The organism is Paraburkholderia ferrariae NBRC 106233 (genome assembly GCF_000685035.1).
GTDB classification, from domain to species: Bacteria; Pseudomonadota; Gammaproteobacteria; order Burkholderiales; family Burkholderiaceae; genus Paraburkholderia; species Paraburkholderia ferrariae.
The window spans coordinates 24,096-38,616 of the sequence record NZ_BAYB01000044.1; the positions used below are offsets into that span (position 1 = coordinate 24,096).

The following is a 14,521-nucleotide window of genomic DNA, read 5'->3' on the forward strand; positions in this document are numbered from 1 at the left end:
TCCGTGCGGCGAAGGCGGTCTGGAACATCCCCCGGGCGAACAAGGAGCCGGTCTTGATACAGAACTTCGATTTCAACGTGGGCGGCAAGACCGCGCAATTCTGCGCGAGCCTGGCCGAGGACGGTTCGCGGCGCGTGCTGATCAGCTACGCGGATTCGGCGAAGACGCTCGTGATCCTCGACGCCTCCGGGCTCCTCGGCGCGCTCAAGGCCGAACTGGAAGAACCCGACCGCCTGATCGCTCACGCCATCCACAAGGCCGAAAGCGAGGGGCTGATCGAACGTGCCGTGACGACCGGCACGATACAGGAGACGTCGCTCTAACACCGGCGATCCCGTGCCACGGCACCAGGCCCCGGCCGGGCGCGGGCCGTCTTCAGCGCGAGGCTTTCGCCCGCGATGCTTCCAGATCCGGCGCGGCCAACGCCTGGGCCGGCGAATGCGCGGCCTCGGCTCTCACGAACCAGGCAAGCCCGGCCGCCGTCAGCAGCAGTGCCGCTGAGACGAGCGTTTCCGCGCGCAACCCCGCCACCACCTGAGCGGCTACGCCCGTGCCCGTGAGGGCGCCGAACGCCGCCACGCCCACTGCGCCGCCCGCCTGCCGTGCCGTATTCAGCAGCGCGGAGGCCGTGCCGGCCCGGGCGGGCTCGACGCTCGCCAGCACGGCTGTCGTCATGGCCGGCACCGCCAGCCCCATGCCAGAAGGAATCAGCAGGCACGCCACCAGCAGGCCGGCAAGCGGCGTGGTGGCATCCACGAAACTCAGCAGCGCGTAGCCGCTGCCCGCAATGAGCGCGCCGACGATCATGGGCGGCCGTGTGCCGAAGCGCGAGACGGCATGGCCGCTCGCAATATTGGAAAGCAGGAACCCGCCCGTGAGCGGCACGAACGCGAGCCCGGCCTGCAACGGCGATTCGCCGCGCGCATGCTGCAGATAGAGCGCGAGCACGAAGACGGTGCCGTAGTAGGTGAGGTTCACGCATACGCCGAACAGCACCGCCGCGCTGAACGTGCGGTTGTGCAGCATGGAAAGCGGCAGCATGGGATCGGCCGCGCGGGCTTCCAGAAAGAGGAACGCGCAGGCGGCCACGAAGGCCAGCACGAAGCCGCCTGCCACGGCCGGATGGGCGAAGCCGAGCGGCCGCCATTCGATTACCGCGCCCGTGAACGCCGTGAGCGCCACGACGGCGAGCAACTGGCCGCGAATGTCGAGGCTGCGCACAGGGGCGCGTTGCGAGCCGCTGGCATTGGCCGCGCCGGCGGCTTGCCTCGTGCGCTGCGGCGCAGGAATCCAGGCGAGTGTGGCCGCGAGCCCCGCCGCGCAAAGCGGCAGGTTGACGAGAAAGATGCTGCGCCAGCCGAACGCCGCGATCAGCAGCCCGCCCGCCACCGGCCCCGCCGCGATCGAAATGGCGCCCGCCGCTGTCCAGAAGCCCACGGCCCGCGCGCGCAATGTGCGGTCGTGGCGGCAGGCCTCGTTCAGGAGCGCAAGCGAGTTGGGCAGCATCATGGCGGCGCCCGCGCCTTGTACCGCGCGGGCGGCGATCAGCAGGGCCGGCTCGGCGGCGAGCCCGCACGCGAGCGAGGCCAGTGCGAACACGACGAGCCCCACCGCATACATGCGCCGGGCGCCGTAGCGGTCGCCGAGCACGCCGCCCGAGAGCATGAGCACTGCGAAGGCGAGCGTATAGGCATCGACGATCCACTGCAGGCGGGCGACGCTCGCATGGAGGTCGGTCGCGAGCCGCGCGAGCGCGATATTGACGATGGTCACGTCGAGTTGCGTGACGACGAAGCCCACGCTGACGGTCGCGACGATACGGGCGAGCGCGGGCGTGAAGCGGGCGAGGGGGAGGTGATTGGGTTTCATGCGTCCCATCTTAGGACGCCGGCCGGCTGCGACGTTTCAGCGTGTCCTGAACTGTCGCGGCCGGCCCTGGGGTGGTCCAGGTTGGCCCGGATTAGCCCGGGTTGGCCTGAACTGGCCCGCCGTGGCGTGAGCGCCTAGTCCGCGCGCTGTCCGTCGTTCTTGATGAAGAACGTGGCGAGCGCACCGAGCACGCAGACGGCGGCGACGTACCAGGTCGGAGCCATCGGCTCGGACTTCATCAGCAGCGCGACGACGATCGGCGTGAGGCCGCCGAACACCGCGTAGGCCACGTTGTACGAGAACGAGATGCCCGAGAAGCGCACCACCGGCGGGAACGCGTTGACCATCACGAACGGCACCGCGCCGATGGTGCCCACCAGCAGGCCGGCGAGCGCGTAGAGCGGCATCAGCAGCGAGCTGTCCACGGCCATCTGGCGGAACAGCACGTAGTACGACACGGCCAGCGCGATGCCGCCGATGGCGAGCACGCGGCGCGCGCCGAAGCGGTCCGCAAGTGCGCCCGCGCTCACGCAGCCCACCGTGAGGAACAGCGTGGCCACGCAGTTGGCGAGCAGCGAGGTGGTGGCGTCGAGGTGAAACTGCTTCTGCATGAGCGGCGGCGTCATGAGGATCACCACGACGATGGCCGCCGAAAGCATCCACGTGAGCAGCATCGAGACGATCACGGCGCCGCGGTGGTCGCGCAGCACGGCCTTGAGCGGAATTTCGCCGGACAGCGACTTGCGCGCCTGCATCTCCGCGAACACGGGCGTTTCGTGCAGCCATTGACGCAGATAGACCGAAAGCAGGCCGAATACCCCGCCGATCAGGAACGGAATGCGCCACGCATACGCGGCGATGTCCTGCGCGCCGAAGTGATGGTTGACGGCCGCGGCGATCAGCGAGCCGAGCAGGATGCCGAAGGTGAGGCCCGCCGTGAGCGTGCCGCACGCGTAGCCGATATGGCGGCGCGGTACGTGCTCGGAGACGAACACCCACGCGCCCGGCACCTCGCCGCCCACGGCCGCGCCTTGCAGCACGCGCAGCGCGAGCAGCAGCACCGGCGCGAGCACGCCGATCGAGGCGTAGGTGGGCAGGCAGCCCATCGCGAGCGTGGGCAGCGCCATCAGCAGCACGGAGAGCGTGAACATGCGCTTGCGGCCCAGCAGGTCGCCGAAGTGCGCCATCACGATGCCGCCGAGCGGGCGCGCCAGATAGCCCGCCGCGAAGATGCCGAAGGTCTGCAGCTGGCGCAGCCAGTCGGGGATCGCCGCCGGGAAGAACAACTGGCCGATGGCCGGCGCGAAGAACACGAAGATGATGAAGTCGTAGAACTCGAGTGCGCCGCCCAGTGCGGCGAGTCCCAGCGTTTTGTAGTCGCCGCGCGTGAGCGTGCGGGCAGGCGCGGGCGCGTGGGCGCCCAGATCCGTTGCTTGCATTGCCGAAGAGTCTGTTTTTGTGTGCGAGAAGTTCGAGTTGGCCAGAGCGCGCGTGGCGTCGTGAGCGGCCGTCGTCGGAAAGTGGGCGCAGGGTGGAGCCGGGACACGGGCGCGCCTGTCCGGGTAGGACGGCGCGCCGACGACTGGGAAGCCAGCCGGCGATTTTACAGGAAGCCGACGGCGTCGCTGGCGGGCCAGGGGTGGGGCTATGGTTGGCGGTTGCAGCTTGAAGCCGCGTAAGGTCGCGCGCGGCGGGGACGGGATGCGCGGTGGCAAAAAAACAGGCGGTGTGCGCAAGCACACCGCCTGTTTTGTCTTGATCGAGCCGGGTAGGGGAGCGACCCGAGGATCAGCCCGGAGCAGCCCGGATCAGCGGGCGAGGCCCAGCCCCTGGAGTACGGCGTTGCCTTCCGAAGTCAGGCGAATCTTCGCGGCGCCTGCGGCCTCGCTCGGCACTTGCTCCACGAGTCCCGCTTCCCGAAGGGTCAGGATTTCGGGTTTGGCATGAGCGTCGATAGGAGCGTGCAGCAACAGCAAGAGCGTTGCCAGTTCGTGATGGCTCAGCAGCCGGCGCAGCATCGTGCGCTTCGCGGGCTTGGCCGCCACGGCGACCGGATTGTTCGATACGTCCTGGTTCACGGGTACCTCCTGTTGCTGCGTTTCTTCTGTCAGGCGGATGATGCGGACGAAGACTTAAGCGATTCTTAAAACCGTCTGTCAAAAGTGTGTCGCCATGCTACATGACGTTACATCGCCGTGCAGGAAGCCGGACAGCGCCGCGAAACCCTTTCCGGACGCTTCTCGAAGCCCGTTTCCGCCGCACGCGGCGGCGGGCTGCAATCAGGGTGCGCAGATCTTGCTGGCGCCTTCGATCCACAGATTGGACGTGTGCCGCTTGCCCGCGTAGAAGCGGTACGTGGTGGTGCCGTTGTCGGCGCGAATCTTGATCACGTTCGAGTCGCCGAAATTGAGCATTTGGCCCTGCGGCAACGGCGTCGTGCTGAAACTGGCGCCGTGGCGCGTCGCTTCCACCGTGAGGCAGGAGATCACGTCCTGAACCGACCGGTTGGTCGTGGTATCGATAACGGGCTGGCCCGAGTCCGGATTGCTCTGGAACCAGGCGCACGCTCCCAGCGTGAGGGAGAGGGCGAGTGACAAAACGACCTTCTTCATATTTCTCCTGTCGAGCCGTTGCAGTAAATGCGTGAAATGCGCCCGGCGGTCCGCGTGGGCTGCCTGGCTTGCGCGCCATTATATTGGCCGGGCGTAGAACAAGAGACGGGAGCATGCGCTGTGCCGCCCCCCGCCCGACCGCCGTGACAGGTTGCGCAGGCACGAGTGTTGCGGCTTCGCGACTGTCGGATCGCGCACCCTCATGCCGCCACACAACTTCCTGGATAGCGAGATAGACTATCCGGGAGGTGCCGTTCCGTGATCTGGCGAGACGTCAGGGAGAAAACGCATGAACCGCCCGTCGATCCGCTTTCCTCTTCGCACTGTTGGGGCTGGCTCGGTTTGGCGATGGGTTAAATGGGGATTCGTCGTTGGCATCCTCTTGGCCCTCGTCATCGTCGCGCGGCTGATCCAGATCGAGATCGACACCTCGCGATTGCAGGCGCGCTATCTCTCCGAGCTGACACGCGACATCGGCTTCACCGTCGAGAGCGGCCCGAGTCACAGCATTCGCTTCCCCACCACGAACGGCCCCTACGACGTGCGGCTCGGCTATGCGGAGCTGCCCACGTTCCAGCAGCGCCTCGAAGCGCGCGGTTTCGTCGTGACGGCGCAGGCGCGCGATTCGGAACGCATGCTCGCGCTCGCCGACGAAGGCCTCTTCCTGCCGTATGAAGAAAAGGACCAGGCGGGCATCGTGCTGCGCGACGCCGACGGCGCGATGCTGTTCCACACGCGCTATCCGCAGCGCGCCTACGAGAGCTTCGACGCCGTGCCGCCGCTCGTGCGCGACTCGCTGCTGTTCATCGAAGACAAGTACCTGCTCGACCCCGACCAGCCGAACCGCAACCCCGCCATCGACTGGGGGCGCTTCAGCCGTGCGCTCGTCGATCAGGGCGTTCGTATGGTGAACCGGCATCAGCAGACGCCGGGCGGCAGCACGCTCGCGACGCAGATCGAAAAATTCCGCCACTCGGCGGGCGGCCGCACGGCCACGCCGCCGGAAAAGCTGCGGCAGATCGCGTCGGCCTCGGTGCGCGCCTATCTGGACGGCCCGCAGACCCTGCCCGCGCGCCAGCAGATTCTCGTGCACTACCTCAATTCGGTGCCGCTTTCGGCGAAGGCCGGCGTCGGCGAAGTCAACGGACTGGGCGACGGCCTCGCCGCCTGGTATGGCCGCGATTTCCGCGACGTGAACCGCATCCTGCGCGAACCGGTTTCGGCCGGCACGCTCGACGAGCAGGCGCTCGCGTTCCGCCAGGTGCTCTCGCTGCTGATCGCGCAGCGCGCGCCTTCGTACTTCCTGCAGCGCGACAACGGCGCGCTCGCGAAGCTTACCGACAGCTACCTGCGCCTGCTCGGGAGCGGCGGCGTGATTACGCCCGCGCTGCGCGATGCGGCGCTGGGCACGCAGCTCACGCTCGATGCGTCGAAGCCGCCGCCGCGCACGAGCGCGACGGCGTCGTATGCCGACCGCAAGGCCGTGCTCACGCTGCGCACGCAACTGATGCAGACGCTCGGCCTCAAGACGCTCTACGATCTCGACCGCCTCGACCTCACGGCCACGGCAACCCTCGACGACGGCGTGCAGCAAGCGGTGAGCGAGCGCCTTGCCGACGCCATGACGAAAGACGGTGCGCGCGCAGCGGGCCTCGTGGGCTTCGAGATGCTGCAGCCGTGGGACGACCCGTCGAAGATCGCGTACAGCTTCACGCTGTTCGAGCGGCGCAACGGCGAGAACCTCGTGCGCGTGCAGACCGATAGCGTGAACCAGCCCTTCGACATCAATTCGGGCGCGCGCCTGAATCTGGGTTCGACGGCGAAGCTGCGCACGCTCATCACTTATCTGCAGATCGTGAGCGACCTGCACGCGAAGTACGCCTCGCTCGACGCGAAGACGTTGCGCGCGATCCAGCCCGATCCCACCGATGCCTTGACGAAATGGGCGCTCGACTATCTTGCGGCGACTAACGACCGTTCGCTGCATTCGATGCTCGAAGCGGCGGTGGAGCGCAAGTACTCGGCCAATCCTGGCGAGACGTTCTACACGGGCGGCGGCGCGCAGAGCTTCAACAACTTCGAGTCGAGCGACAACTCGGCGATCCTCACGGTGCATCGCGCGTTCCAGCATTCGGTGAATCTCGTGTTCGTGCGGCTGATGCGCGACATCGTCCACTACGAGATGATCCAGACGTCCGGGCCGCCCGCGCAATACCTCGACGACCCCGAAGTGCGCAAGGCCTACCTCACGCGCTTTGCCGACGGCGAAAGCCAGGTGTACATGAAGCGCTTCTACACGCGCTACCAGGGCAAGAGCATCGACGCCGCCGTGGCCACGCTCTTGCAGCACACGCGCAAGGGCCCGGCGCGCATTGCCACGGTGCTGCGCAGCACCGTGCCGGACGGCTCGCAAGCGTGGTTCGACACGCAGATGCGCGCGCAGCTCAAGGGCACGAAATTCCAGTGGCTCGACAACGACGATCTTGCGAAGTACTACGACAAGTACGCGATCGACCGTTTCAACCTCAACGACCGCGGCTATATTGCGGGCATTCATCCGCTGGAGCTGTGGCTCGTGAACTATCTGCGCGAGCACCCCGACGCAACGCTCGCGCAGGTCCAGCAGGACAGCAAGGACGTCCGGCTCTACACTTATAGCTGGCTCTTCAAGACACGCTACTACGCCACGCAGAACCGCCGCATTCGCCACATGATCGAGTTGCGCGCCTACGATGCGATCGGCAAATCGTGGCGCACGCTCGGCTACCCGTTCGACAGCATCACGCCTTCGTATGGCGCGGCGATTGGCGCGTCGGGCGACCGGCCCGCCGCGCTCGCGCAGTTGATCGGACTCGTGGCGAGCGACGGCGAAAAGCTGCCGACGCATAGCTTCGAGTCGCTCGACTTCGCGCGCGGCACGCCCTACGAGACGCGTTTCCTGCACGCGCAAGTGCCGCCGCAGCCGCTCGTTTCGCCCGAGATCTCGCAGGTGGTGCGCGAGTTGCTGACTTCGGTCGTGGAGGGCGGAACAGCGAAGCGGCTTGCCGACGGCATGACGTTCCCCGACGGCCATACGCTGCCGGTGTACGGCAAGACGGGGACCGGCGACCAGCGCTTTAACGTCTATGCATCGGGCGCGCGCCTGATCGAATCGCGCAAGGTGAATCGCAGCGCGACGTTCGTGTTCGTGATTGGCGACCGCTTCTACGGCACGCTCACGGCGTGGGTGCACGAACCGTATGCGGCACGCTACTCGTTCACGAGCGCGCTGGCGGTGCAACTGCTCAAGTCGATGGCGCCGGTGCTGCAGCCTCTGTTGGACGAACAGGCCGGCCAGGGCGACGGCTCGAAGCCGGGTGTGAAGCGCGATCCCGTGCAGGTGACGCTGATCGATCCGAAGTCGGGGGCCATGCGCCAGGTGTCGTGGCAGCCCGAGGCGGCGGGCAAGGGGGCAAGCCGCTAGGGCTTCCCCGGCCGTGTCGGGAGATGGACGAGGTGCTGCGCGGCACCTCGTCTTTTTTGTGCCTTGAAAATTCGGAAAACTAAATAATTAACGACGATGTCCGGTCGAAGCCGAACGGGCCGATCTTCGTCCCGGGACTGCAACTGCCGCTCACGCGGGCCCGGCCGGAACCTCTTGCCGGAACCCGCGAGCGGGCGAAGTGCGCGAGGCTCAGTACTGGCCGGCGGCAGGCGGGGGCGGCGGCGAGCCCGGGGGCGGGGGCGGCAGATAGCGCGGCGCCTGCGACGGCTGCGTGGTGACCATGCGGCCGGCCACGGGGATACGGTTGCCGTTCGCGTACATGCACTGCAGGTAGGCGTAGTCGTAGCGGCGCTGCACGTCGTAGGCCGAGCCCTGGACATTGCCCATGCCGACGGCGCTGCCGGCAAGCAGGCCCGCGCCCGCGCCGATCGCCGCGCCGCTGCCGCCGCCGAACGCGGCACCGGCTGCGGCGCCCAGTGCCGTGCCCACCACGGCGCTGCCGACCGCGGTGTTGGTGGCCGCCTGGTTGGTACCCGGGCCGCCCACCTGCTGGAAGGCGAAGCCGCGGCAGTTGGCGTCGTCGGCGCGGAACTGGTCGAAGGTCTTGCCGGTGCCCGGCAGCGCCATTACGCTCGGCCCCGTGGGAACGACCGCGCACGCGCTCACCAGGCCCGCCATGGCGAGCAGCGCGAGATAAGTGGTTTTCATGTGCAACTCGATATGGTCAAAGGGTTCAGTTGTCCGGCGCTTGTTGCGCGGGAACCGCGCGCCAGCCCGACCCGCACTGCTTCACGTAGGGGTAGTAGGTTTTCGAGGCGTCGCAGTAGTACCAGGTGTCCCCGCTGTCGTCCTGCCCATTGGGGCCGGCTGCGGGGCCCTGCATCTGCCCTTGCGGCCCTTGGGCATAGCCCGGGTCCGGCGCGCCCTGCGGCTGGCCTTGCTCGACATAGTCCGGCGCCTGAGGCGGCGGAGCGACCACCACGGGGGCCGGTGCGTAGTAGTACGGTGCGGGCACGACGGGGTAGTACCATGGGCCGCCGACACCGACGTACACGCCCACGTGCGACGCATAGGCTGCGCCGCTCGCGCACACGAGCGCAGTCGCGGCGGCCCCGAGTAACAGTTTCGACCTTCTCACAACGATCTCCAGAACGCCAGGCGGCGCGGATGCGCCCACCAGTGGATTATCGAACGCTATGACAACGCTGGTGCCAATGCAATTACGTGAGTTGCATCGTTTTTTCGAGTTGTTACAACGCATGGGCCGGTACCGCACTGCGGTGCGGATTGGGGACGTATCGGCGCCTAACCTCGGGCATTGTGAGCCTATCGGCCAGGTGTGCGAAAAATGAAAGTAATTTGCAAGTAATAATCGGAGATCGGAGTGGCGCGCGGTGTCACCGCTCGCGTGCGGTTGGCGTGATGTTCTTCGCCGGCCGGCGGTGCTCCCAGGCGAGGGCGAGCGAGAAGCAGAAAGACGGTGCAAGAAATAGTAAGGATTGCAATTTAAACATTCGATTTATTAATGAATCGATCCACGTTTTTCCGCCATCAGATTTTCCTGATAGCGTTCCCGGAATCCGATTCCTCAAAAGGGGAAGATCCCCTCGCAGCACGGCCCGTTCATTGCATGGACTGACATTTTTCCGGCACTTGTTTCATCGAATGAACATTAGCCCGGCAGGAAAAAATGCGCCATAAATCGCTTCGCCTTGGCCCCTGAAAATACCTCGCGCTAAAACGTTTGCCCTATCGAAAACCCCTGGTCAAGTCAGGATGCAGGGGGGCCGATATAACGCGAGTAGGACATGCCGCCAGGGGGTGCAGTACAGAAAAAGAGCATGTCCCGCCATCGGTCTAAATCGCGTGCAACTCAGGGCGACTTCAGAGCGCCCGTTAAATAACAGACGAGAGATCCGCCTTGTCATCCGGCTGGCGGCACAACGGATTCCGTATCGATCCGCCTGTGACTATTTGCGAGGGAAAAAACGATGGAACATTCGACGCCTGAACGTCAGCTCGAGCTGCACGAACTGAGCGCGGTGAGCGCGGCCCTGAACCGCGTGCAAGCCGTGATCGAATTCGACATGCAGGGCATCATTCTCCACGCCAACGACAATTTTCTCGCCACGGTCGGCTACACGCTCGACGAAGTGCGTGGCAAACACCATAGAATGTTTTGCGATCCTGACTATGCCGGGAGTGAGTCCTACCGGCAGTTCTGGGAGAAGCTCGGCCGCGGCGAGTTCGACCGCGGCGAGTACCGGCGGCTCGGCAAGGGCGGTCGCGAAGTGTGGATCAACGCTTCGTACAACCCGGTGATCGGCGAAGACGGGCGCGCGTACAAGGTCATCAAGTTCGCCACCGACGTCACCGCCATCAAGCAGCAGCACGCCGAGTACGAAGGCCGCCTGCGCGCCATCGACAAGGCGCAGGCCGTGATCGAGTTCGACACGGGCGGCAACGTATTGCAGGCCAACCAGAATTTCCTCGATACGTTCGGCTACCGGTTCGAGGAAATAGCGGGCAAGCATCACCGCCTGTTCTGCGAGGAAGCCTACACGTCGAGCCCCGGGTACGGCGAGTTCTGGGCCAGGCTCAATCGCGGCGAATTCGATTCGGGCCGCTACAAGCGCATTGCCAGGGGCGGCCGCGTGGTGTGGATCCAGGCGACCTATAACCCGATTTTCGACGTGAACGGCCGCCTCTACAAGGTGGTGAAATTCGCCATCGACGTGACGGCCCAGGTGGATCTCGAAGAGAGCGTGAAGCGCCGCGCGCAGGACGACCAGCGCAAGGTGGAACGCCTCCTCGCCGTGGTGAACCGCGCCGCGTCCGGCGACCTCACGGGTATGGTCGACGTGGAAGGCGCCGAGCCCATCGATCAGCTTGCCGCCGGCATCAAGGGCATGATGAGCGATCTGTCCGGCGTGATCGGCAAGGTGGTCGAATCGGCCGGCACGTTCAAGGATTCGTCGCAGGACATCGCTGCGCGCGCCGATACGGTGGCGGGCGGCGCCCAGTTGCTGGGCGCGACGGTGGAGGAAATGAACGCGTCGATCGAAGAGCTGACCGCTTCGATCAACTCGATCGCCGACAATTCGCGCGGCGCCGACCAGCTTGCGAAGGACACGCAACAGGAAGCGGAGCGCGGCGCGAAGGCCGTGACCCGCTCGATCGAGGCGATGGAACTCATCAACCGCTCGTCCGAAGACATTGGCGAGATTATCAAGGTGATCGGCGAGATCGCGAGCCAGACCAATCTGCTGGCCTTCAACGCGGCCATCGAGGCAGCGCGCGCGGGCGAGCACGGGCTCGGCTTTTCGGTGGTGGCGGACGAAGTGCGCAAGCTCGCGGAGCGCTCCTCGCAGGCCACCAAGGAAATCTCGAAGCTCATCAACGAGTCGGTCAAGCGCGTTGCTCAGGGCAGCGAAATTTCGAAGCAGGCAGGCGAAGCCTTCGAGAAGATCGTGGCCGGCGTGAGCCGCACGACCCAGGCGATTTCGGAGATCTCGTGCGGCGCCGACGAGCAGCTTGTCGCGGCGCGCGAAGTGAGCACGGCGATCCAGCAGGTGGCGGAGGAGACCGAGAAGTCGGCGGGCGCCTGCGACACCATCGCGCGCGCGGCGGCTTCGCTCAAGGGCGGCGCCGAGGGGCTCGACAAGACGGTAGCGCGCTTCGTCGTCTGACACCCGGGAGACTGCCGTGGACATCGACCAGGACGTCGAGCCGGCGGTCCGTCGCGCGCTTTTCGAACAGGTGCGCCGGCACACCGGCATTGCAATGAACGAGCGCAAGTGGACCATGCTGAAGGGGCGCCTGCGCCGCCGCATCATGGCGCTCGCGCTGCCCGACTATCGCGACTATCTGCATGTGCTCGACACGAATGCGGACGAAGTGCGCGACTTCATCGACCTCGTGACGACGAACGAAACCTCGTTCTTCCGCACGCCGCGCATCTGGGCGTATCTGGCGAACGAGTACCTGCCCGGATGGACCGCCGCTCATCCGGGCGTGCCGCTGCGCGTGTGGTCGGCGGCGGCTTCGAGCGGCGAGGAGGCGTGGTCCATGGCGATGCTGTGCGAGGAGTTTCGCGCGCGGCATCCCGCGTTCCGCTACGCCATCGTGGGCACCGACATATCGGACGGCATCCTCGCGAGCGCAAGCGGCGGCCGCTACAACGGCCGCAGCATGGAGGGGCTGCGCCAGCACCATCCTGCGCTGCTGCAGAAGTATTTTCGCAGCGAGGGCGACGCCATTGCCGTGGGCGATGTGCTGCGCGCGCAGGTGGCGTTCCGCCGCCACAATCTGTACGACGCGCCGCGCGATCTCGGCACGTTCGACCTCGTCTTGCTGCGCAACGTGCTGATCTACTTCGACGTGGAGGGCCAGCGCGCCGTGCTCGCGAACGTGCGCCGGGCAATGCGCCCGCAAGGCGTGCTGATCGCCGGCGAGTCGGAGTCGCTCAGCCGGGTGGCCGGCGGCTTCGCATTCGAGCAGCCGCTCATCTACCGCAAAGAGGAGCGCGATCATGAGCAGCCCGCGTGACGTGCAGGTGCGGATGTGCGAACTGGCGGTGAGCAATGCCGAGGACTCGAAGATCCTGCGCGCGACGCTCGGGTCGTGCGTAGGCATCGGGCTCATGTGGCGCGAACGTTCGGTCTACGGCCTCGCGCACTGCCTGCTGCCCGGTCCGCCCGCCGCCGCGCCGCTTTCGCCACGCGGTCCCAGCCGGCCGCCTGGGAGTGCGAAATATGTGATCGACGCGCTGCCTGCGCTTCTCGCGCTGATGAAAGCAGAGCACGCGCCGCAGGGTGCGATCGAGGCAGTGCTGGCGGGCGGCGCCAACATGATGCACCACCGCACGCCCATTCACGAACCCATTGGCGACCAGAACGCCCGCATGGCGCAGCAACTGCTGGCCGTTGCGGGGTTTCGCGTCGTGCACGTGGACGTGGGCGGCGAGTGCGGCCGGCAGCTCACGATCGACTGCGAGCAGCATCGCTATGCGATCCGCCGCTTCACCCGGCCGGTCCAGGATCGCGTCACCTACGGAGCTTCGAGATGAATCAACGTTCGCAGGCGGCGGGCGGCCCCGTCGAGCTGTACGGATCGTTTCACCTGGCCGGCACGGAGCTCGCGCTGCCCGTTGCGGCCTTGCAGGAAGTCGTCAACCATCCCGATACGCTGACGCCCGTGCCGCTCGCGCCCCCGTATCTGCTGGGCCTTTTCAATCTGCGCGGCACGCTGATCCCGGTGGTGGACCTGCGCCAGTTGCTGCGCTTGCCCGCCGAGGGCGAAGGCGCCGCGCGCAAGATCGCGATTGTCGAGACCGACGGCTCGCGTATGGGCCTGCAGTTCGACGGTACGGGCGAAATCCTGCGAGTGCCGGCGGACCAGGTCATCGCAATCGAGACGGTGCCGGGCAGCGATCCCTCGGCGATCGGCGCGGTGCTCAAGCTCGACGGCGGGGAGCGCATTCTTCAGGTGCTCTCGGCCTCCGCGTTGCTCGGCCTGCGCGACGTGCCGCATCTGGCGAAAGCGGAAGTGCGCGCCACCCGGCAGCGCGCGCAGCAGGGGCAACGGCGCCAGAACGTTTCGTTCAAGGTGGGCGGCACGGCGCTCGCGCTGCCCATGGGCGCGATCCAGGAGATCATCCGCGTGCCGGCGTTGCAGCACTCGCCGCTCGCAGACGACGTTTGCATCGGACTACTCAACCTGCGCGGCGCGACCGTGCCGGTAATCGAGTTTGGCACCTTCCTCGGCTTTGCGCGCGCGGCCGAAAGCGGAGTGTCGTCCGAGGAGCGGCGCATCGTGGTCCTCACGCGCGGCGACCAGCATTTCGGCCTGCTCGTGGACGAAGTGGCGAGCATCGTGGCGTGCCGCGAGGACGAACTGCTGCACATGCCCTCTTACGGCAGCGCGCATCGCTCGCTGTTCGCGGGCTATCTCTCGCACGACGGCGGCGCGGGCGTGCTGCTGATCGACGCCGACGCGCTCTTTGCCAACCCGCGCATCGCCACACTCGCGGCGGGCCATCGCGATCTGTACCGCAATGCAGCGGCAAGCGCTAGTGCACAGAGCAATCGCGGCGGCACGCGGCAGACGCTTGTGACGTTCCGCATCGGCCATTTGATCGGCGTGCGCATAGGCGAGCTGCGCGAGGTGATCGACTATCGCGACGACGTGGTGAAGACGCCGGGCCTGCCCGATTTCGTGCGCGGCGTGCTGAACCTGCGCGGCGAACTCGTAACGGTGATCGACGTGCGCGCGATGTACGCGATGCCGACCTACGAGGATCTCGCACACGCCAAAATACTGATCGTCGAGCATCGCGCCGAAAAGTACGGACTCCTTGTGGATTCGGTGGAGGACATCGTGACGCTCAACGGCGGCAAGCAGATGGTCGTGCCCACGCTGTTCACGCGCGAAGGCGGTGCGAGCGCGCGCAACGACATGCGCGAGGCGGTCGAGCTGCCAGGGCAGGGCACGCTGATGCTGCTCGACCCGGCTTCGCTCTGCGAGCGCGTGGCCGAGGCCGTGGTGGCGTGACGCT

Annotated in this window: 12 protein-coding genes; 6 read left to right on the plus strand and 6 right to left on the minus strand. The window is 66.5% G+C overall.

All coding sequences use genetic code 11. From position 1 onward, the window contains the following. Positions 1–53 precede the first annotated feature (53 nt). The gene (locus tag BFE01S_RS32740; RefSeq protein WP_028229126.1) at positions 54–323 is read left to right on the plus strand and encodes a hypothetical protein; all 270 of its coding nucleotides are present in this window, start codon (positions 54–56) and stop codon (positions 321–323) included. Between the two features lie 52 nt (positions 324–375). Here the strand turns inward: BFE01S_RS32740 and BFE01S_RS32745 are convergent, their stop codons facing one another. The 4 genes from BFE01S_RS32745 to BFE01S_RS32760 form a co-directional block, all read right to left on the minus strand. Beyond that, the gene (locus BFE01S_RS32745) at positions 376–1,869 is read right to left on the minus strand and encodes an MFS transporter (protein ID WP_028229127.1); all 1,494 of its coding nucleotides are present in this window, start codon (positions 1,867–1,869) and stop codon (positions 376–378) included. Between the two features lie 134 nt (positions 1,870–2,003). Next, positions 2,004–3,308 (minus strand): MFS transporter, encoded by a 1,305-nt coding sequence (locus BFE01S_RS32750; protein WP_028229128.1) that lies wholly within the window; start codon positions 3,306–3,308, stop codon positions 2,004–2,006. Between the two features lie 369 nt (positions 3,309–3,677). Beyond that, entirely contained in the window at positions 3,678–3,887 is a 210-nt protein-coding gene (locus BFE01S_RS32755) for a hypothetical protein (protein ID WP_042339442.1), read from the minus strand. Positions 3,888–4,148: 261 nt separating this feature from the next. After that, a complete protein-coding gene (locus BFE01S_RS32760) occupies positions 4,149–4,481 on the minus strand; it encodes a hypothetical protein (RefSeq protein ID WP_028229130.1) in 333 nt (110 codons plus the stop codon). A gap of 289 nt (positions 4,482–4,770) precedes the next feature. Between BFE01S_RS32760 and BFE01S_RS41135 the strand changes: the two genes are divergently transcribed. Next, a complete protein-coding gene (locus BFE01S_RS41135) occupies positions 4,771–7,944 on the plus strand; it encodes a transglycosylase domain-containing protein (protein WP_084170333.1) in 3,174 nt (1,057 codons plus the stop codon). A gap of 210 nt (positions 7,945–8,154) precedes the next feature. On the opposite strand, the gene BFE01S_RS32770 is transcribed toward BFE01S_RS41135, so the two are convergent. Together BFE01S_RS32770 and BFE01S_RS32775 are read right to left on the minus strand one after the other, a co-directional pair. Then, the gene (locus BFE01S_RS32770) at positions 8,155–8,673 is read right to left on the minus strand and encodes a YMGG-like glycine zipper-containing protein (protein WP_028229131.1); all 519 of its coding nucleotides are present in this window, start codon (positions 8,671–8,673) and stop codon (positions 8,155–8,157) included. A gap of 25 nt (positions 8,674–8,698) precedes the next feature. Continuing rightward, positions 8,699–9,103, minus strand: a complete 405-nt coding sequence (locus tag BFE01S_RS32775; RefSeq protein WP_028229132.1) for a hypothetical protein — start codon at positions 9,101–9,103, stop codon at positions 8,699–8,701. 853 nt (positions 9,104–9,956) lie between these two features. On the opposite strand from BFE01S_RS32775, the gene BFE01S_RS32780 reads away from it, so the two are divergent. The 4 genes from BFE01S_RS32780 to BFE01S_RS32795 are packed head-to-tail and all read left to right on the plus strand — an operon-like array spanning position 9,957 to position 14,517. After that, a complete protein-coding gene (locus BFE01S_RS32780) occupies positions 9,957–11,654 on the plus strand; it encodes a methyl-accepting chemotaxis protein (protein WP_028229133.1) in 1,698 nt (565 codons plus the stop codon). Positions 11,655–11,670: 16 nt separating this feature from the next. Continuing rightward, the gene (locus BFE01S_RS32785; RefSeq protein WP_028229134.1) at positions 11,671–12,513 is read left to right on the plus strand and encodes a CheR family methyltransferase; all 843 of its coding nucleotides are present in this window, start codon (positions 11,671–11,673) and stop codon (positions 12,511–12,513) included. After that, complete coding sequence (locus BFE01S_RS41140; RefSeq protein WP_042339417.1) at positions 12,497–13,033, plus strand: chemotaxis protein CheD; 537 nt, start codon at positions 12,497–12,499, stop codon at positions 13,031–13,033. Before BFE01S_RS32785 ends, BFE01S_RS41140 begins: the two co-directional genes overlap by 17 nt. Beyond that, a complete protein-coding gene (locus tag BFE01S_RS32795) occupies positions 13,030–14,517 on the plus strand; it encodes a chemotaxis protein CheW (protein ID WP_028229135.1) in 1,488 nt (495 codons plus the stop codon). Before BFE01S_RS41140 ends, BFE01S_RS32795 begins: the two co-directional genes overlap by 4 nt. Positions 14,518–14,521: the final 4 nt, after the last annotated feature.

Bases quoted from the DNA above. Each gene is read 5' to 3' on its own strand.
- BFE01S_RS32755 (WP_042339442.1), bottom strand. From the start codon at position 3,887: ATGCTGCGCCGGCTGCTGAGCCATCACGAACTGGCAACGCTCTTGCTG.
- BFE01S_RS32770 (WP_028229131.1), bottom strand. From the start codon at position 8,673: ATGAAAACCACTTATCTCGCGCTGCTCGCCATGGCGGGCCTGGTGAGC.
- BFE01S_RS32750 (WP_028229128.1), bottom strand. From the start codon at position 3,308: ATGCAAGCAACGGATCTGGGCGCCCACGCGCCCGCGCCTGCCCGCACG.
- BFE01S_RS32760 (WP_028229130.1), bottom strand. From the start codon at position 4,481: ATGAAGAAGGTCGTTTTGTCACTCGCCCTCTCCCTCACGCTGGGAGCG.
- BFE01S_RS41135 (WP_084170333.1), top strand. From the start codon at position 4,771: ATGAACCGCCCGTCGATCCGCTTTCCTCTTCGCACTGTTGGGGCTGGC.
- BFE01S_RS32795 (WP_028229135.1), top strand. From the start codon at position 13,030: ATGAATCAACGTTCGCAGGCGGCGGGCGGCCCCGTCGAGCTGTACGGA.
- BFE01S_RS32780 (WP_028229133.1), top strand. From the start codon at position 9,957: ATGGAACATTCGACGCCTGAACGTCAGCTCGAGCTGCACGAACTGAGC.
- BFE01S_RS32745 (WP_028229127.1), bottom strand. From the start codon at position 1,869: ATGAAACCCAATCACCTCCCCCTCGCCCGCTTCACGCCCGCGCTCGCC.
- BFE01S_RS41140 (WP_042339417.1), top strand. From the start codon at position 12,497: ATGAGCAGCCCGCGTGACGTGCAGGTGCGGATGTGCGAACTGGCGGTG.